16 protein-coding genes are annotated in these 17388 nt (G+C 67.7%); 3 read left to right on the forward strand and 13 right to left on the reverse strand.

The genetic code is table 11. The annotated features are described in order from the left end of the window. Positions 1-57: 57 nt before the first annotated feature. From ubiB to ubiE, 3 genes are read right to left on the reverse strand one after another with little or no spacing between them, the layout of a single operon-like run. Positions 58-1668: a ubiquinone biosynthesis regulatory protein kinase UbiB gene (gene ubiB, locus VL129_RS04740; protein WP_325410608.1), complete on the reverse strand. Its 1611-nt coding sequence runs from the start codon at positions 1666-1668 to the stop codon at positions 58-60. Next, positions 1665-2279 carry a ubiquinone biosynthesis accessory factor UbiJ gene (locus VL129_RS04745; RefSeq protein ID WP_325410610.1) on the reverse strand — a complete coding sequence of 205 codons (615 nt, stop codon included), beginning with the start codon at positions 2277-2279 and terminating at the stop codon, positions 1665-1667. Before VL129_RS04745 ends, ubiB begins: the two co-directional genes overlap by 4 nt. Then, entirely contained in the window at positions 2279-3046 is a 768-nt protein-coding gene (gene ubiE / locus VL129_RS04750; protein ID WP_325410612.1) for a bifunctional demethylmenaquinone methyltransferase/2-methoxy-6-polyprenyl-1,4-benzoquinol methylase UbiE, read from the reverse strand. The genes VL129_RS04745 and ubiE overlap by 1 nt, the downstream gene beginning before the upstream one ends. Before the next feature lie 132 nt (positions 3047-3178). On the opposite strand from ubiE, the gene VL129_RS04755 reads away from it, so the two are divergent. The 3 genes from VL129_RS04755 to VL129_RS04765 all read left to right on the forward strand — a co-directional run bounded on the left by VL129_RS04755 (position 3179) and on the right by VL129_RS04765 (position 4548). Next, the gene (locus tag VL129_RS04755) at positions 3179-3454 is read left to right on the forward strand and encodes a polyhydroxyalkanoic acid system family protein (RefSeq protein ID WP_027590018.1); all 276 of its coding nucleotides are present in this window, start codon (positions 3179-3181) and stop codon (positions 3452-3454) included. 139 nt (positions 3455-3593) lie between these two features. Beyond that, entirely contained in the window at positions 3594-3995 is a 402-nt protein-coding gene (locus tag VL129_RS04760) for a phasin family protein (RefSeq protein ID WP_325410615.1), read from the forward strand. Between the two features lie 13 nt (positions 3996-4008). Then, positions 4009-4548 carry a phasin family protein gene (locus tag VL129_RS04765; RefSeq protein ID WP_325410617.1) on the forward strand — a complete coding sequence of 180 codons (540 nt, stop codon included), beginning with the start codon at positions 4009-4011 and terminating at the stop codon, positions 4546-4548. Positions 4549-4698: 150 nt separating this feature from the next. Here VL129_RS04765 and VL129_RS04770 read toward each other — a convergent pair whose 3' ends face one another. The 10 genes from VL129_RS04770 to VL129_RS04815 all read right to left on the reverse strand — a co-directional run bounded on the left by VL129_RS04770 (position 4699) and on the right by VL129_RS04815 (position 17385). Next, positions 4699-5313, reverse strand: coding sequence for a TetR/AcrR family transcriptional regulator (locus VL129_RS04770; RefSeq protein ID WP_325410619.1), 615 nt, complete (start codon positions 5311-5313; stop codon positions 4699-4701). After that, on the reverse strand, positions 5310-6995 hold the full coding sequence (gene phaC / locus VL129_RS04775) for a class II poly(R)-hydroxyalkanoic acid synthase (RefSeq protein WP_325410621.1): 1686 nt from the start codon (positions 6993-6995) through the stop codon (positions 5310-5312). The genes VL129_RS04770 and phaC (VL129_RS04775) overlap by 4 nt, the downstream gene beginning before the upstream one ends. Before the next feature lie 23 nt (positions 6996-7018). Beyond that, a complete protein-coding gene (gene phaZ, locus VL129_RS04780) occupies positions 7019-7876 on the reverse strand; it encodes a poly(3-hydroxyalkanoate) depolymerase (protein ID WP_325410623.1) in 858 nt (285 codons plus the stop codon). Between the two features lie 121 nt (positions 7877-7997). After that, positions 7998-9653 carry a class II poly(R)-hydroxyalkanoic acid synthase gene (gene phaC, locus VL129_RS04785; RefSeq protein WP_325410625.1) on the reverse strand — a complete coding sequence of 552 codons (1656 nt, stop codon included), beginning with the start codon at positions 9651-9653 and terminating at the stop codon, positions 7998-8000. A gap of 277 nt (positions 9654-9930) precedes the next feature. Next, on the reverse strand, positions 9931-10302 hold the full coding sequence (locus VL129_RS04790; RefSeq protein ID WP_325410627.1) for a gamma-butyrobetaine hydroxylase family protein: 372 nt from the start codon (positions 10300-10302) through the stop codon (positions 9931-9933). Positions 10303-10434: 132 nt separating this feature from the next. Further along, positions 10435-11772, reverse strand: coding sequence for an ATP-dependent protease ATPase subunit HslU (gene hslU, locus VL129_RS04795; protein ID WP_325410629.1), 1338 nt, complete (start codon positions 11770-11772; stop codon positions 10435-10437). A 29-nt stretch (positions 11773-11801) separates the two neighbouring features. Next, entirely contained in the window at positions 11802-12338 is a 537-nt protein-coding gene (hslV, locus tag VL129_RS04800; protein ID WP_027590027.1) for an ATP-dependent protease subunit HslV, read from the reverse strand. A gap of 215 nt (positions 12339-12553) precedes the next feature. Next, positions 12554-13228 carry an SPOR domain-containing protein gene (locus VL129_RS04805; protein ID WP_325410632.1) on the reverse strand — a complete coding sequence of 225 codons (675 nt, stop codon included), beginning with the start codon at positions 13226-13228 and terminating at the stop codon, positions 12554-12556. After that, positions 13229-14968: an arginine--tRNA ligase gene (gene argS, locus VL129_RS04810; RefSeq protein ID WP_325410634.1), complete on the reverse strand. Its 1740-nt coding sequence runs from the start codon at positions 14966-14968 to the stop codon at positions 13229-13231. A gap of 194 nt (positions 14969-15162) precedes the next feature. Next, the gene (locus VL129_RS04815; RefSeq protein ID WP_325410636.1) at positions 15163-17385 is read right to left on the reverse strand and encodes a primosomal protein N'; all 2223 of its coding nucleotides are present in this window, start codon (positions 17383-17385) and stop codon (positions 15163-15165) included. Between the last annotated feature and the right edge of the window lie 3 nt (positions 17386-17388).

Below are 17388 nucleotides of genomic sequence, written 5' to 3' on the forward strand. Positions count from 1 at the left end.
CGGTGAGGTCGGGACGCCGACCGGGTGTTGAGTGTGCCACCCCCAGCGCGCTGCTGGCTATCGGCGGATGATCAGATAAAGCCCGGTGGTCGTCATCAGCCAGATCGGCCAGGCCTCCAGGCTGTCCAGGGCCTGACTGTTGGCCACAGCAAATAGCGAGCCACCCATCAGCAGCGCGGCGCCGATCAGGCGCATCGCCCAGCTGTCGCGACGCCGCCAGGGCTCGGGCGGATCGTTCAGGTGCGGGCGCGACAGGCGCTCCAGCAGGTCGCGGGTCATGTTGGCCAGGTGCGGCAGCTGTTCGAGCTGCGACTTGGCCTGCATGGCCAGGTTCAGCGGGCTCATGCGCTCGCGCATCCAGCGCTCCAGGAACGGCTTGGCGGTGGTCCACAGGTCCAGGTCAGGGTACAGCTGGCGGCCGAGGCCCTCGATGTTCAGCAAGGTCTTCTGCAGCAGCACCAGCTGCGGCTGGATTTCCATGTTGAAGCGCCGGGCGGTCTGGAACAGGCGCAGCAGCAGCTGGCCGAAGGAAATGTCCTTGAGCGGCTTCTCGAAGATCGGCTCGCACACGGTGCGGATCGCCGCCTCGAACTCGTTCACCTTGGTGTCGGCCGGCACCCAGCCGGAGTCGATGTGCAACTGCGCCACCTTGCGGTAGTCGCGCTTGAAGAAGGCCACCAGGTTGCGTGCCAGGTAGTCCTGGTCCTCTGGGGTCAGGCTGCCGACGATGCCGCAGTCGATGGCGATGTACTGCGGATTGCGCGGCTGCCGGGTGCTGACGAAGATGTTTCCCGGGTGCATGTCGGCGTGGAAGAAGCTGTCGCGGAACACCTGGGTGAAGAAAATCTCCACGCCGCGTTCGGCCAGCAGCTTCATGTCGGTGTTCTGCGCGCGCAGGGCGGCGATGTCGGTCACCGGCACGCCGTAGATGCGCTCCATGACCAGCACCTTGGGCCGGCAGTAGTCCCAGTGGATCTGCGGCACGTAGATCAGCGGCGAGCCTTCGAAGTTGCGCTTGAGCTGGCTGGCGTTGGCCGCTTCGCGCAGCAGGTCGAGCTCGTCGTAGATGACCTTCTCGTAGTCGCTGACCACTTCGACCGGATGCAGCCGGCGCGCTTCGCTGGACACGCCTTCGGCGATGCGCGCCAGCAGGAACAGCCAGGCCAGGTCCTGGGCGATGATCGGCTTGAGGCCCGGGCGGATCACCTTGACCACCACGTCCTCGCCGCTGTGCAGACGCGCGGCGTGCACCTGGGCGACCGAGGCGGAGGCCAGCGGCTGCTGGTCGAAACTGGCGAACAGCGTGGCGATGGAGGCGCCGAGTTGTGCCTCGATCAGCGCCACGGCCTTGGCGGGCTCGAACGGCGGCACCTGGTCCTGCAGCAGGGCCAGCTCGTCGGCGATGTCCTCGGGCAGCAGGTCGCGGCGGGTGGAGAGGATCTGCCCGAACTTGACGAACACCGGCCCCAGGTCCTGCAGCGCCAGGCGCAGGCGGGCGCCACGGGATTCGCTGCGCCGTGCGCGCGGCAGCCAGCGCCAGGGCAGCAGATAGCGGGTCGCGTCCAGCCACCAGGGCAGCGGCAGGGCGTACAACAGGTCGTCGAGGCGATAACGGATGACGACCAGCAGGATGCGCAACAGGCGGCGCAGGGCGGCAAACAGCTTCATGGGGTCCGGGTTCCTCGGCCCAGGCGCTCGACCCGGGCTTCAAGGCGGTCAAGGGCCATTTTCAAAGTGTCGAGTTCGGCAAAGCGTGCTTCGGCTTCGCGCTGCCCGACCAGGGTGCGGGCTTCCTCGGTCAGGTAGTCGGCCAGGCTGCGCTGCAGGCTGCCGAGGCTGTCGCCGGTCCAGCCGGCGGCACTGCGCAGGCGTCCGCCGATCAGCGCGGCGCCCAGCGGGCCGAGCCAGCGGCCGAGCTGGTATTCCCAGTCCAGCTCCAGGGATTGCAGGATCTCCGCCAGTTCGGTGAGCGCCGTGGCGTCACCCTGCAGATCCACCTCGGGGCCGTGCAGCACGGCGACCTTGTCCTGGCTCGTGGCCAGGCGCAGCAGTTCGCCGGCCGGAGCGATCAGCCGGCAGTCGGCCGGCGCTTCCCAGTGGCTGGCCAGCATCAGGCCTTCGGCGCCGGGCAGCACATACACCTGCAGGGCTGGCGACGGGCATTCGATGGCCAGCACCTTGCCTTCCAGGCGCGCCAGGCGCGTCAGCGCCACGGCATCCAGCGCCAGCAGGGGATTCAGGCCGCGCTCGACGGCGGCGAGCAGGGCGGTGCGCAGCATCAGGGCTTGATGCCGCGGTGCAGGGCGACGATGCCGCCGGTCATGTTGTGGTAGGTGACGCGCTCGAAGCCGGCCTCTTGCATCATGCCCTTGAGGGTTTCCTGATCCGGGTGCATGCGGATCGACTCGGCCAGGTAGCGGTAGCTTTCCGCGTCGTTGGTGATCAGCTTGCCGAACAGCGGCAGCAGGCTGAAGGAGTAGGCGTCATAGGCCTTGGAGAACAGCGCGTTGGTCGGCTTGGAGAACTCCAGCACCAGCAGGCGTCCGCCGGGCTTGAGCACGCGCAGCATGGAGCGGATGGCCGCGTCCTTGTGGGTGACGTTGCGCAGGCCGAAGGCGATGGTCACCACGTCGAAGTAATTGTCCGGGAAGGGCAGCGCCTCGGCGTCCGCCTGCACGAAGCTGACGTTGCCGGCCACGCCGCTGTCCAGCAGCTTGTCGCGGCCGACCATGAGCATCGAGGCGTTGATGTCGGCCAGCACCACTTCGCCGGTGGGGCCGACGATGCGCGAGAACTGGCGGGTCAGGTCGCCGGTGCCGCCGGCGATGTCCAGCACGCGGTTGCCCGGGCGCGCGCCGGACAGCTCGATGGTGAAGCGCTTCCACAGGCGATGCACGCCGCCGGACATCAGGTCGTTCATCAGGTCGTACTTGGCGGCCACGGAGTGGAACACCTCGGCGACTTTCTTCGCCTTCTCGCTCTCGGGCACGGTCTGGTAACCGAAGTGGGTGGTCGGTTCGGCCTCGGGCTTGCGGGAATCGTTCATGTCGGTCACCTGATGAAAAGTGGCGGGCATTCTAACCGCTGGCGCTGGAGCCGACCATGTATGCGATCAGCAACCCGGCGTGGCGAACTGGAGTATATTGGCGCGTTTTTTTGTCCGACCCTGGAGTACGTGATGGCCACCATTCGTGTCGAACGATCCCACCAGCTTGGCCGCGAGGCCGTGCGCGACAAGGTCGAGGCGCTGGCTGCGCGCCTGGCGCGCGAATATCAGCTTCGCTGCCAATGGCGCGGCGATCGCCTGGATGTCGAGCGCAGCGGGGTGAAGGGCCATATCGCCATCGACGAGCGCGCGGTCCGCATCGAGCTGAGCCTCGGGCTGCTGCTGTCGGCCATGCGCGGGCCGCTGCAGAGCGAGATCGAGTCGGCCCTGGACCGCGAGCTGGCCTGAATCTCGCGCCGCCACTGGAACGGATGGCCGACTGCTGCCCGTTTTTTCGCTTCTAGTATGAGATTTCTAATCCCGCCGACTAGCGTGCACCTCGAGCCCAGTGAAACGGGCGTTCTTTCCCACCAGTGAGAGGTGCAACATGGTCAAGGCAGCATTGAAGAAGGTCAACGAGGAAGGCGCCCGTCCGGTGCTCGACGGTGTGCGTTACTCCGCCCGCCAGCTGTGGCTGGCCGGCATCGGCGTCTACGCCAGCCTGGGTCGCCAGGGCCTGAACTACTTCCGTGAGCTGGTCCGCAGCGGCGAAGAAGCCGAAACCCAGGGCAAGCAGCTGGTCAGCGAGAAGCTCGAGCAGGCCAACGACAGGTTCAAGTCGGTCCGCCGCCGGGTCGACTCGCGGCTGGAAAAGGTCGAGGACCGGGTCGGCGTACGCGTGGGTCGCGTGCTCAAGCGCGCTGGCGTACCCAGCCGTGCCGAAATCGAGGCGCTGTCGGACAAGCTCGACGGTCTGAATGAAATGCTGGTGCGTACGGCCAAGCCGTAACAAGGAGGCCATCATGGCTGACAAGCGCAAGCAGAGCGGCTGGAGCGAGGATGTCGAGAAGTATTCGCGGCAGATCTGGCTGGCCGGTCTGGGCGCCTACGCGAAGATCGGCGAGGACGGCAGCAAGCTGTTCGATGCCCTGGTGCGCGAAGGCGAAAGAACCGAGCAGATGGTGCGCGACGAGATCGAGTCGGTGAAGAGCGGCGCGCGCAGCCGGGTCGCCGAGGCCAAGGACAAGGCGCTGGGCAAGTGGAACGCGCTGGAGGAGGCGTTCGACAAGCGCCTGAACAGCGCGATCACCCGCCTGGGCGTGCCGAGCCGCAACGACATCCTGGCCCTGGACGACAAGATCGAGTCGCTGAACCGGCAACTGGATCGGCTGAGCACGCTGCGGCTGGTTTCCGACGAGCCGGTTGACGAGACCCCGGCCAAGCCCAAGGTGGCGCGCACCAGCAAGCCCGCGCGCAGCGCCGAGAGCAAGCCGCGTACGCGCAAGCCCAAGGCGGCGGAAAGCCAGCCGCAGGACGAAACCCCGGAAGCCGCCTCGCAATGAGGCCCTGAAACGCCCCGCCCGTGCGGGGCGTTTTGTTTCAGGGGTTGGCCGCGTCACTGCGAGCCCCTGTGGGGCCGGCTTTACGCCGGCCGACGGAGCCGACGCGCTGCTACAGGCGCGAGATGGCCAACCTGCCTGTTCCGCTCCTCCCTACCCCCGATAGCGCTGTGCCAGGCTGGCCGTGTCCTGGCGCGATTCATCCGACAGGTGTGGGGAGATCAGCATCATCAGCCGATAGACCACCTGTTCGATATCGGTTCGACGCCCCAGGATGCGCTGGTAATCCAGGGCGAACAGCAGGGTCAGGGTGATTTGTTCGACCAGCTCGCTGATCACCGAGGGTTCGCCGTGCAGACGCGCCTGGCCCTGCAGCTGGCCGAGCAGGCTGGCCAGGCAGTGGCGGAGTTGCCCCAGCCAGGTGCGGATGCCGCGCGCCAGGGCGGGCTGGCGGTCGGCCAGATTGGCCAGGTCCTGGAACAGGAAACGGTAGGCCTCCAGCCGCTCCACCAGCAGTTGCAGGAACAACCAGTAGTCCTCGATGTCCAGGCGGGTGTCGCTGGGTGGCGGCTGCAGCAGTGGCGCCAGCTCCTGGCGAAAACGCTCGAACAGCGCCAGCACCAGGGGTTCCTTGCCGCGGAAGTGGTAGTAGAGATTGCCCGGGCTGATGCCCAGTTCGGTGGCGATCTCCAGCACCGAGACATTCGCCTCGCCCCGCGCGTTGAAGCACTGCAGCGCGCATTCCAGGATGCGATCCCGGGTCTTCATCGCCTGGCCTCCAGACGCTGATGCACGTAGCGCCCCGGCGCGGGCTCCAGGGGCGGATAGTCGGTGTTGCCGTCCGCCTTGCGCGCCGGGTGCAGTGGGCCGGCGTGCGCCTGTAACCATTCGATCCAGCGCGGCCACCAGCTGCCCCGGTGCGTCTGGCTGACGGTCTGCCAGGTCTGCGGATCGGCATCCAGCAGATCGGTTTCCTGATAGCTGGCCTTCGGGTGTCCCGGCGGATTCACGATGCTCTGCACGTGCCCGCTGTTCACCAGCAGGAAGCGGTGCCGGCCGCCGAGCAGGCGCGCCGAGCGGTAGGCCGCCTGCCAGGGTGTGATGTGGTCGTTGCGCCCGGCCACGCTGAAGCTGTCCACCGCGACTTGCGCCAGATCCACGGGGTGGCCGCAGACCTCCAGCCCGCCGGGGCGTGCCAGCGGATTGAACTTGAAGAAGTCCAGCAGATCGCCATGCAGGGCGGCGGGCAGGCGCGTGTTGTCGTTGTTCCAATAGAGGATGTCGTTGGGCGGCGGCTGCCGGCCGAGCAGGTAGTTGTTCACCCAGAACGGCCAGATCAGCTCGTTGGGGCGCATCCAGGCGAACACCCGCGCCATCTCGCGGCCGTCCAGCACGCCCTGCTGGTAGGAGTGGCGCTTGGCGGCTTCCAGGCCTTCCTCGTCGACGAACAGCAGCGGCGTGGAGTCGAGCTGGCTGTCCAGCAGGCTGACCAGGTAGGTGGCGCTGGCCACCTGGTCGAGGCGCCCGATCGCCTGCAGGTAGCCCTGCAGGGCGGCGATGGTCAGGCCACCGGCGCAGGCGCCGAGCAGGTTGACCTGCTCGCTGGCGCAGATCGCGCGGCAGGCGTCCAGCGCCTCCTCCAGGGCCTGCACATAGCTGGACAGCCCCCATTCGCGCTGGGCGCGGTCGGGGTTGCGCCAGCTGACCATGAACACCTGGATCTGCTGCTTCAGGCAGTACTGCACGAAGCTCTTCTTCGCGTTGAGGTCGAAGATGTAGTACTTGTTGAGCTGCGGCGGCACGATCAGCAGCGGCACGGCGTGCTGCTGTTCGGTCATCGGCCGGTACTGGATCAGCTCCAGCACCTCGTTGCGCAGCACCACCGTGCCGGCGCTGGTGGCCAGGTTGACGCCGAGCCGGAATACCCCGTCCGGCACCTGGTTGGGCATGCCGTTCGGCAGGTCGCGCAGCAGCTGGCGCAGGCCGTTCAGCAGGCTGCCGCCGCCAGTGTCGAAGCACTCCTTGAGCGCCGCCGGATTGAGCGGGCTGTTGGAGGGCGAAAGCGCCTGGCTCAACTGCGCGACCAGGAACAGCACGCGGTCCCGGTCGTCGCTGGACAGGTTGCTCTGCTCGACCCAGCTCAGCCACTGGTCCTGGCAGGCCAGGTAGGCCTGCAGGGCGCGGCGGTACAGGGGATTCAGGCGCCAGGTCGGGTCGGCGAAACGCGGGTCTTCGCCGACCGGGTGCAGGATATCGCCGCGCAGCACGCGGGCCAGCTTGCCGGTCAGTTCCAGGCCGCTGCGCAGGCTGTGCAGCGGCTGGCGCAGGCCCTGGCCGAGCAGCAGGCCGAGGCTGGAGCGCAGATCGCGCCCGCGCAGGCCGATGATGGCCTGGCGGGCAGTGAAGCGCGTCGGGGGGGAGCCGGCGCCAGCCGGCCTGTGCTCATGCATGGGGCAACACTCCTTGTAATGGGTCAGCCGGCGCGCGCCAGCCCGCCGGGCGGGCGCATGACCGCGCGTTTCGGCTCTTCTTCGAGAAAGGCCATGATGATCGGCGCCACCGCCTGCGCACGGGTCACCAGGAACAGGTGACCATCATCGATGACATGCAGCTCGGCGTGGGGAATGCGCCAGGCCAGCAGGCGCATGTTCACCAGCGGGATGATCGGGTCGTCGTCGCCGGCCAGGATCAGGGTCGGCTGGCGGATGCGGTGCAGCCAGGGCAGGCTGGTCCAGCCCAGGCCGGCGAACAGCTGCCAGTAGTAGCCCAGCTTGCCGCCGGAGCGGATCTTGCTGGCATGTTCGAGCGCCAGCTCCGGGTCGCGGCGAAAGGCGCCGCCATAGATGTGCGGCGCGATCTTCGCGCCGTAGGACGGCTGCAGGTAGCGCCGCGGGCTGGCCATGCGCATCAGCACCCTGGGCTTGCCGGGCACCATGAAAGCGCCGGCCGACGTGGCGGCCAGCACCAGTTTCTTGCAGCGCTCGGGGAAGTCGTAGGCGAACTGCTGGGCCAGCGCGCCGCCCCAGGAGACGCCGATGACATTCACCTGGCCGTAGTTCAGGTAATCGAGCATGCGGGCCATCAGGCGGGCCAGGCCGCCGAAGCGATAGGGCAGCAGCGGCGTGGACGAGCCGCCCACGCCGGGCACGTCGAAGGCGATGACCTCCAGGTCGGCGGGCAGCGCGTTGACGAAGGGCAACACCAGCTCCAGGTTGGCGCCGATACCGTTGCAGATCAGCAGCGGTGGCAGGTGCGACGAGCCTGGGCGCACGGCGGTGCGCAGCGTCTGTGTATCGAGGATGAGGGTGCGGAAAACGAATGACTGCGACATGCGCCAATCCTCCGGTCGGTGAGCGTGCTGCGGCCGAATGCCGCCACCCGCGTGGCGGGCGGTGGCATCCTGTCCGGGGTCGGTTATGGCCTCGTTCACCCAGCGCTTCGCACGTGGCGCATCAGCGCTCGTGCACGTAGGTGCCCGGCGCCGGCTCGGCCGCCGGGAAGGCGCGGTTGCCGGTGCGACGGGGAGCTTTCTTCAGCTCGCCGGAGCGGGCCTGTAGCCAGTCGCGCCAATACAGCCACCAGCTGTCGCGCTGCTCCGTGGCGCCGTTCTTCCAGGTGTCCGGGTCGTCCTCCAGGGCGGCGCCGTGCAGGAAGCGCGCCTTGGGGTTGCCCGGCGGGTTGAGGATGCTCTGCACATGCCCGCTGTTGGACAGCACGAACTCGCAGTGTTCGCCGAACATCCGCGCGGAGCGGTAGCTGGCCTGCCAGGGCGTGATGTGGTCGGTGGTGCCGGCGATGCAGAACACCTCGGCGTCGATGGCCTTCAGATCGATCGGCGTGCCGCAGACTTCCAGCGCGCCCGGGGTACGCAGCGGGTTCTGGCGGAACATCTCGATCAGGTCGTGGTGCAGCGCGGCCGGCAGACGGGTGGTGTCGTTGTTCCAGTAGAGAATGTCGAACTCCGGCGGCAGGTTGCCAAGCAGGTAGTTGTTCACCCAGTAGTTCCAGATCAGGTCGTTGGGGCGCATCCAGGCGAACACCCGGGCCAGGTCGCGGCCTTCCAGCACGCCGGCTTCGCTGGAGCGGCGCTTGGCGGCGTCCAGGGTCTTGTCGTCGACGAACAGCGCGTACTGGCTGTCCAGATCGGTATCCAGCACGCTGACCATCAGGGTCAGCGCCTTGACCCGGCTGTCCTGCAGCGCGGCGTAGTGGCCGACCAGCATGGCGGCGGTGAGGCCGCCGGAGCAGGCGCCGAGCATGCTCAGGTCCGGGCTGCCGGTGATCGCCAGCGTGGCGTCCACGGCTTCCTTGAGCGCCTCGATATAGCGGTTCAGGTCCCAGTGGCTGTGCTGACGGGTCGGATTGCGCCAGCTGACGATGAAGGTCTGCAGGCCGCTGTCCAGGCAGAAGCGCGCCAGGCTCTTGTCGGGGCTCAGGTCGAAGATATAGAACTTGTTGATCTGCGGCGGCACCACCAGTACCGGGCGGGTGTGCACCTGTTCGGTGGTCGGCTGGTACTGGATGAGCTCCAGCAGTTCGTTGCGAAACACCACCGAGCCGGGGGTGGTGGCCAGGTTGCGGCCGACTTCGAAGGCCGCCTTGTTCACCTGGGAAGGCAGGCCGCCATTGCTGACCAGGTCCCGCGACAGTTGCGACAGGCCGCTGAGCAGACTGGCTCCGCCGGTTTCGAACAGGCGCTTGAGTGCCGCCGGATTGGCCAGGCTGTTGGTGGGCGCCATGGCTTCGGTGAACAGGTTGAGGATGAAATGGCCGCGGCGGATGTCATCGGCGGGCAGGCTGCTGGTTTCCAGCCAGTCGTGCAACTCGTTGCGCCAGGCCAGGTAGGCCTGCTGGTAGCGACGGTAGACGGGGTTGAGCGTCCAGGCCGGGTCGCTGAAGCGGCGATCGTTGGGCTCGGGGCGCAGGTTGGCCTTGTCCAGCAGGACATCCTTGAGGGTGCTGCCGAAGCGCAGCAGGTGCCGGGCGCTGTGCACCGGCTGGCGAAGGGTCTGGGTGAGAACCTGGCGGGAGGAATTGAGCAGATCCTTTCCCCGCAGGCCGGCAATCGGATGAGGCTTGCAGCCGTGCAGTTCCAGGGGTTGTTGCATGTCCGTGCTCATTGAAATGAAGCTCCATCTCCTGATGCGAGAATGCCACGCGACCCCGAATGGGGCATGCGGCGTGAGCGGAGGACGGCCCAGGCGCAGAGGGCCGGGCCAGACCGCAACAGGTGTATAGGCGACATTCACGCACTTGCCAGTTCCAGACGGTTTTTTTGCGCCGAATGGTGGTGTGGCAAACAAAACGGCGCAGCGGCCGCACGGGGGCGCGCCGGCCTGGGGCATTGGCCGGCGCAAAGCCCTGGAAAGGGGCGCTGGGGCGAGGTCAGAGCATCAGGCGCACGGCCGACTCGTCGGGATCGCGGGAGCGGCCTGCGGCATTCAGTCGCTGCAGATAGTCCTGCCAGAGTTCGTCCTGATGGGTGGCCAGCTGGTGCAGGTAGTCCCAGCTGTACAGACCGCTGTCATGGCCGTCGTCGAACACCAGCTTGAGGGCATAGTTGCCGGCCGGCTCCAGGCCGGTGAGGGCCACGTGCTGCTTGCCGTACTGCAGCACCGGATTGCCATGCCCCTGCACCTCGGCAGAGGGCGAGTGCACGCGCAGGAAATCGGCGCTCAACTGGTAGCGCTGCTCGCCGTAGTGCAGCTCCAGGGTTTTCGAGGCCTTGTGCAGCTTGATGGCGGTGGGGATGTGCATGGGGAGACTCGCTGAGACCGGAAGCCGTAGGGTGGACAACGCGCGCAGCGATTGTCCACCGCTTGGGGCGGGGTGCGAAGGCGATGGAAAACCGCTGCGCGGGTTTTCTACCCTACGGTTTTCCAGCTGCCGTCAAAGGATATACCGCGACAGGTCCTCGTCCTTGGCCAGTTCGCCCAGGTGCTGATTGACGTACGCGGCGTCGATGCGGATCGGCTGGTCTTCGTGAGCTGCGGCCAGATCGCCGGCGCTGAACGATACCTCCTCCAGCAGGCGCTCCAGCAGGGTGTGCAGGCGGCGCGCACCGATGTTCTCGGTCTTCTCGTTGACCTGCCAGGCGATCTCGGCGATGCGCTTGATGCCGTCGGCGGCGAACTCGATGTCCAGCCCCTCGGTCTTCAGCAGCGCGCAGTACTGCTCGGTGAGCGAGGCATGCGGTTCGCTGAGGATGCGTTCGAAATCCTGCGGCGAGAGGGCCTTGAGTTCGACGCGGATCGGCAGGCGCCCCTGCAGTTCCGGGACCAGGTCGCTGGGCTTGGACAGGTGGAAGGCGCCCGAGGCGATGAACAGGATGTGGTCGGTCTTGACCATGCCCAGCTTGGTGTTGACCGTACAGCCCTCGATCAGCGGCAGCAGATCGCGCTGTACACCCTCGCGGGACACGTCGGCGCCGCCGACATTGCCGCGCTTGGCCACCTTGTCGATCTCGTCGATGAACACGATGCCGTTCTGCTCGACGGCCTCCAGGGCGCGGGACTTGAGTTCCTCCTCGTTGACCAGGCGCGCGGCTTCCTCGTCGCGGATCAGCTTGAAGGCTTCGGCGATCTTCAGCTTGCGGGTCTTGGTCTTGCCCTTGGCCATGCCGGAGAACAGGTTCTGCAGCTGGCTGGTCATCTCCTCCATGCCCGGCGGAGTCATGATCTCGATGCCGGCGGGGCTATCAGCCACCTCGATGTCGATTTCCTTGTCGTCCAGCTGGCCTTCGCGCAGGCGCTTGCGGAACAGCTGGCGGGTATTGGTGTCCTGTGCCTGGCCGGCTTCTTCGCCAAAGTTGCGTGCCGGCGGCAGCAGGGCGTCGAGGATGCGCTCCTCGGCGGCGTCCTCGGCGCGGTGGCGCATCTTCGCCACCTCCTGTTCGCGGAACATCTTCAGCGCGGCGTCGGCCAGGTCACGCACGATGGATTCCACGTCGCGACCGACATAGCCGACCTCGGTGAACTTGGTGGCCTCGACCTTGATGAACGGGGCGTTGGCCAGACGGGCCAGGCGACGGGCGATCTCGGTCTTGCCGACGCCGGTCGGGCCGATCATCAGGATGTTCTTGGGGGTGACTTCCTGGCGCAGCTCGGTCGGCAGCTGCATGCGCCGCCAGCGGTTGCGCAGGGCGATGGCGACGGCGCGCTTGGCCTCGTCCTGGCCGATGATGTGGCGATTGAGTTCGTGGACGATCTCGCGGGGGGTCATGGACATGCGGTTACTCCGGAGTGGACGCGATCGGATCAGACCGCGGAATCCAGCTCTTCGAGGGTCAGGTTCTGATTGGTGAAGACACAGATGCTGCCGGCGATGTTCAGCGCGGTTTCCGCGATTTCGCGGGCGGACAGGGCCGGGTCGCCCTTCTGCAGCAGGGCCATGGCGGCCGCCTGGGCGAAGCCGCCGCCGGAACCCATGGCGATCAGGCCGTGCTCGGGTTCGACCACGTCGCCGTTGCCGGTGATGATCAGCGAGGCGTCCTTGTTGGCCACCGCCAGCATGGCTTCCAGGCGGCTCAGGGAACGGTCGGTGCGCCAGTCCTTGGCCAGCTCCACGGCGGCGCGCACCAGATGGCCCTGGTGTTTTTCCAGCTGGCCTTCGAAGCGCTCGAACAGCGTGAAGGCATCGGCGGTGGCACCGGCGAAACCGGCCAGCACCTGGCCGTGGTAGAGGTGGCGGACCTTCTTGGCGTTGCCTTTCATCACGGTGTTGCCCAGGGAAACCTGGCCGTCGCCACCCATGACGACTTTGCCGTTGCGGCGCACTGAAACGATGGTGGTCAAGGGAACAATCTCCACGCAGCGGGGCCGACGGCCCGAATGCGAACCGATATGGGGGTGCCGGGTGGAGGCTTCAAGCGAAGGGCGACGAACGTCGAAGGTGGGGCTGGGGCTTGATGGGTAGGAGCGGCTTCAGCCGCGATGCTTCTGCGAGAACAGCATCGCGGCTGAAGCCGCTCCTACAAAGCCGAATACCGAACCTGTGGGGCCTGTCTGCCTCAGTTCAGCTTGCGCTGCTGCGGCAGCAGGTTGCTGAAACCGTTCCTGGTCAGTATCTGCTGGGCCTGGCCCATCTGTTCGCGGGTGCTGAACGGGCCGACCAGCACGCGGTGCCAGGTGCGGTCGCCGACCGTGCCGGATTCCAGGCGGGCGATCTGGCCGAGCAGGGTGACCTGCGCGCGCACGCTTTCGGCCTGGGCCTGGGTGGGGAAGGAGCCGGCCTGCAGGAAGAACTGGCTGTTGCCGGCGGGCGCGGCGCTGGCGATCACCGGCGGCGCTGGCGGCGGCACCTTGCCCTGCAGGGCCATCTCGGCGCGCCGGGTATCGATGCGCGCCGCTTCCTGCGGGCTCACCGGCTTGGGCGCCGGCCTGGCGGGTGGCGGCCTGACCGGTTCCGGCGGCACGATGACCTCCGACTCCGGCAGCAGGGTATAGAAGTCGTACTTCGGCTTGGGCGTCGCCGGCTCGGCGGGCTTGGCCTTCGGCGCGGATTCCTTCGGCCGCTTCACCGCGTCGCCGCCCGGTTCCAGGGTGGCGAGAAACACCACGAAGCCGCCGATCAGCAGGCCGCACGCCAGCCAGGCCCAGGCCGGCAGCTGCTTCTTGCTGGCCGGTGCCTGCGGGCGGCTGGCGCCGCGCCTGGGGGTGGGTTTCTTGCGTGCGGCGGCAGCCATTTACATGCGCTCCAGGGGTTCCAGTCCGAGCAACTCCAGGCCCTGCTTGAGGGTGCGGCCGGTCAGGGCGGCCAGGCGCAGGCGGCTTTGCTGGGTGGCTTCATCCCCGGCGGCGAGGATCGGGCAGTGCTCGTAGAAGGCGGAGAATAGCCCGGCGAGGTCGTACAGATAGGTGCACAGCAGGTGTGGCACGCCCTTTTCGCCGACACTGTTGAGCACTTCACCAAACTGCGCCAGCTTGGCGGCCAGCGCCTGCTCCTGTTCGGCCTGGATGGCGATCTGGCCGCCGACCTGGTCGAGGCCCTTGCCCAGCTTGCGGAACACGCTGGCCACGCGGGTGTAGGCGTACAGCAGGTAGGGCGCGGTGTTGCCCTCGAAGCTCAGCATCAGCTCGAAATTGAAGCTGTAGTCGCTGGTGCGGTGCTTGGACAGGTCGGCGTACTTCACCGCGCCGATGCCCACCGCGCGGGCGATGGTGCGCAGCTCGGCTTCGTCCAGCTCGGGGTTCTTGCCTTTCACCAGGGCGTAGGCGCGCTGCTCGGCTTCGTCGAGCAGGTCGATGAGCTTCACGGTGCCGCCGTCGCGGGTCTTGAACGGCCGGCCATCGGCGCCGTTCATGGTGCCGAAGCCCATGTGCTCCAGCTCCATGCCGGCGTGCACGAAGCCGGCGCGGCGCGCCACCTCGAAGGCCATCTGGAAGTGCAGGGCCTGACGCTGGTCGACGAAGTACAGCGCGCGGTCGGCCTTCAGCTGCTGGCTGCGGTAGCGCATGGCGGCCAGGTCGGTGGTGGCGTACAGGTAGCCGCCGCCGGCCTTCTGCACGATCACCGGCAGCGGGTTGCCTTCGGCGTTCTTGAACTCGTCGAGGAACACGCACTGGGCGCCCTGGTCTTCGGTGAGCAGGCCCTTGGCGCGCAGCGCGTCGATGATGCCGGGCAGCTCGGCGTTGTAGGCGCTTTCGCCCTTCACGTCGGCCGGACTCAGGCGCACGTTGAGGCGGTCGTAGACCTTCTGGCAGTGCGACAGGGAAATCTCGTTGAAACGGGCCCACAGGCGCAGGCAGTCGGCATCGCCGGCCTGCAGCTTGACCACCAGCTCGCGGGCGCGAGTGGCAAAGGCCTCGGATTCGTCGAAGCGCTTCTTGGCGGCGCGGTAGAACTGCTCCAGGTCGGACAGCTCGGTTTCGGCGGAGCTTGGGTTCTCTTCCAGGTAGGCCAGCAACATGCCGAACTGGGTGCCCCAGTCGCCAACGTGGTTCTGGCGGATCACCTCGTCGCCGAGGAACTCCAGCACGCGGCCCACGGCGTCGCCGATGATGGTGGAGCGCAAGTGGCCCACGTGCATTTCCTTGGCCAGGTTCGGCGAGGACAGGTCGACCACGACGCGCTGTTGCGCGCCGGCCTTGCGCACGCCGAGGTGCTCATCGGCCAGCGCGGCTTCCAGGCGCTGGGCCAGGGCATCGGTGTTCTGGAAGAAGTTCAGGAAGCCGGGGCCGGCAATGTCCACCTTGCTGATGGCGGCGTCGGCCGGCAGGGCGGCGATCAGCTTCTCGGCCAGGTCGCGCGGCTTCATGCCGGCGGGTTTGGCCAGCATCATGGCGATGTTGCTGGCGAAGTCGCCGTGGCTCTTGTCCTTGGTGTTCTCCACCTGGATAGCCGGGGTCAGGCCCGCGGGCAGCACGCCATCGGCAGTGAGGCGGTCAAGGGCTTGCTGGATCAGGTGGCGAATGCTGTCTTTCATCGGAGGACTCGGTCGGCGGGGCTGCTCGAAAACCGCGCATTATAGAAGCAGCGGCAAGGGTCAGGCCACCGGCGGCTCGCAACAGTCTTGTGGGAGGGGCTTCAGCCGCGACCGCCGGCAGGCAACGCCAAAGCATCGCGGCTGAAGCCCCTCCTACAAGAGCTCTGTAAGCATCAGGCCGGCGAGCCGGAACGCTAAAACAGGTCGATCGGATCGACGTCCAGCGACCAGCGCACCGCGCGGCTGTCCGGCAGTTGCTCCAGGCGCGGCAGCCAGGCGTGCAGCAGCTTGTGCAGCGGCGCGCGGGTGTTGCCCTGCAACAGCAGCTGGGCGCGGTAACGGCCGGCGCGGCGTTCCATCGGCGCCGGCACCGGGCCGAGCAGTTCGATGCCGCCGGCGACCTGCAGTTCCTCCAGCAGCGTTTCGGCCTCCACGCAGGCCAGATCGAGGAAGCCCTCGGCCTGGCCGGGGCGGTGCGCCTCGGCGCGCAGTAGCGCCAGGTGGCTGAATGGCGGCAGGCCGGCGGCGCGGCGTTCGGCCAGCGCCTGCTCGGCGAAGGCGAAGTAGCCCTGTTCGGTGAGCTGTACCAATAAAGGATGGTCGGCCAGCTGGCTCTGGATGATCACGCGCCCCGGCTGTTCGGCCCGTCCGGCGCGACCGGCGACCTGCACGATCAGCTGGGCCATGCGTTCGGGGGCGCGGAAGTCGGCGGAGAACAGCCCGCCGTCGGCGTCGAGGATCGCCACCAGGGTGACGCGCGGGAAGTGATGCCCCTTGGCGAGCATCTGGGTACCGACCAGCAGACAGGGCTCGCCCTTGTTGATGGTGGTGAACAGCTGCTCCATGGCGCCCTTGCGGGCCGTGCTGTCGCGGTCGATGCGCAGCACCGGATAGTCGGGGAACAGGGTGTTCAGGCGCTCCTCGGCGCGTTCGGTGCCGGTGCCCAGCGGGCGCAGGTCCACATGGTTGCACTTGGGGCAGTTGTGCGGTGTGCGTTCGGCATGGCCGCAATGGTGGCAGCGCAGCTCGTGGTGGCGCTGATGCACGGTCATGCGCGCGTCGCAGCGCGGGCACTGGCTGAGCCAGCCGCAGTCCTGGCAGAACAGCGTCGGCGCAAAGCCGCGGCGGTTGAGGAACACCAGTACCTGCTGGCCCGCTTCCAGTGTCTGGCGCATGGCCTGCTGCAACGGGCCGGAAATGCCGCTGTCCAGCGGCAGGCTCTTCACGTCCAGGCGCAGGAAGCGCGGCGCCTGGGCGCCGCCGGCGCGCTGGGTCAGCTTGAGCAGCGCGTAACGGCCGGTTGCGGCATTGTGCAGGCTTTCCAGCGATGGCGTGGCCGAGCCGAGCAGGATCGGCAGGTTCTCCTGGCGGGCGCGCATCAGGGCCAGGTCGCGGGCGTGATAGCGCAGGCCCTCCTGCTGCTTGTAGGAGGCGTCATGTTCCTCGTCGACGATGATCAGTCCCGGGTTCTTCAGCGGTGTGAACAGCGCGGAGCGGGTGCCGATGACGATCTCCGCGTCGCCGTCGCGTGCCGCCAGCCAGGCGTCGAGGCGCTCGCGGTCGTTGAGTCCGGAATGCAGCAGGGCGATGCGCGCGTTGAAACGGCGGGCAAAGCGGTCCAGGGTCTGCGGCCCCAGGTTGATTTCCGGAATCAGCACCAGCGCCTGCTTGCCGGCCTCCAGGGTCTGGCGGATCAGCTGCAGGTAGACCTCGGTCTTGCCGCTGCCGGTCACCCCGGCCAGCAGGAAGGGCCGGAAGCCGCCGAAGCTGGCGCGCACCGCTTCGGTAGCGGCGCTCTGCTCGGCGTTCAGCGGCAGCTCCGCCTGGGCCAGCCAGCCGCCGTGGTGTGGCTTGACGGTGCGCGCGCGCACGCTGACCTGCACCAGGCCCTTGGCGCGCAGCAGCTCCAGGCTGTCGCGGTTGAGCTCCAGCTTGCCGAGCAGGCTGTGCGGCACGCCCTGCGGATGCTGGGCCAGGGTGCGCAGGGCGTCGCGCTGGCGTGGCGCGCGGCTCAGGCGCGGATCGTCGAGGCTGGCGCCCGGGGCCGGAGTCCACACCTGTTCCTGGCGCACTTCTGCCGGCTCGCCCTGGCGCAGCAGCACCGGTAGCGCCCAGCTCAGGGTGTCACCCAGGCTGTGCTGGTAGTACTGCGCCGTCCACAGGCACAGCTGGAACAGCGCGGGCGGCAGCAGCGGCCGGCTGTCCAGCAACTGCAGGGCCGCCTTGAGCTTGTCTTCGGGCACTTCGCTGTGCCCGGCGGTTTCCACCAGCACGCCGACCACTTCACGGCGGCCAAAGGGAACCCGCAGACGCACGCCGGGCTGCAGCGCGGCCGCCGGTACGCCGGCCGGGGCGCGGTAGTCGAACAACCGGCGCAGCGGCGAGGGAAGGGCGAGGCGGAGAATGAGGTTGGTCACGGT

The organism is Pseudomonas sp. (assembly GCF_035497915.1).
Classification (GTDB): domain Bacteria; phylum Pseudomonadota; class Gammaproteobacteria; order Pseudomonadales; family Pseudomonadaceae; genus Serpens.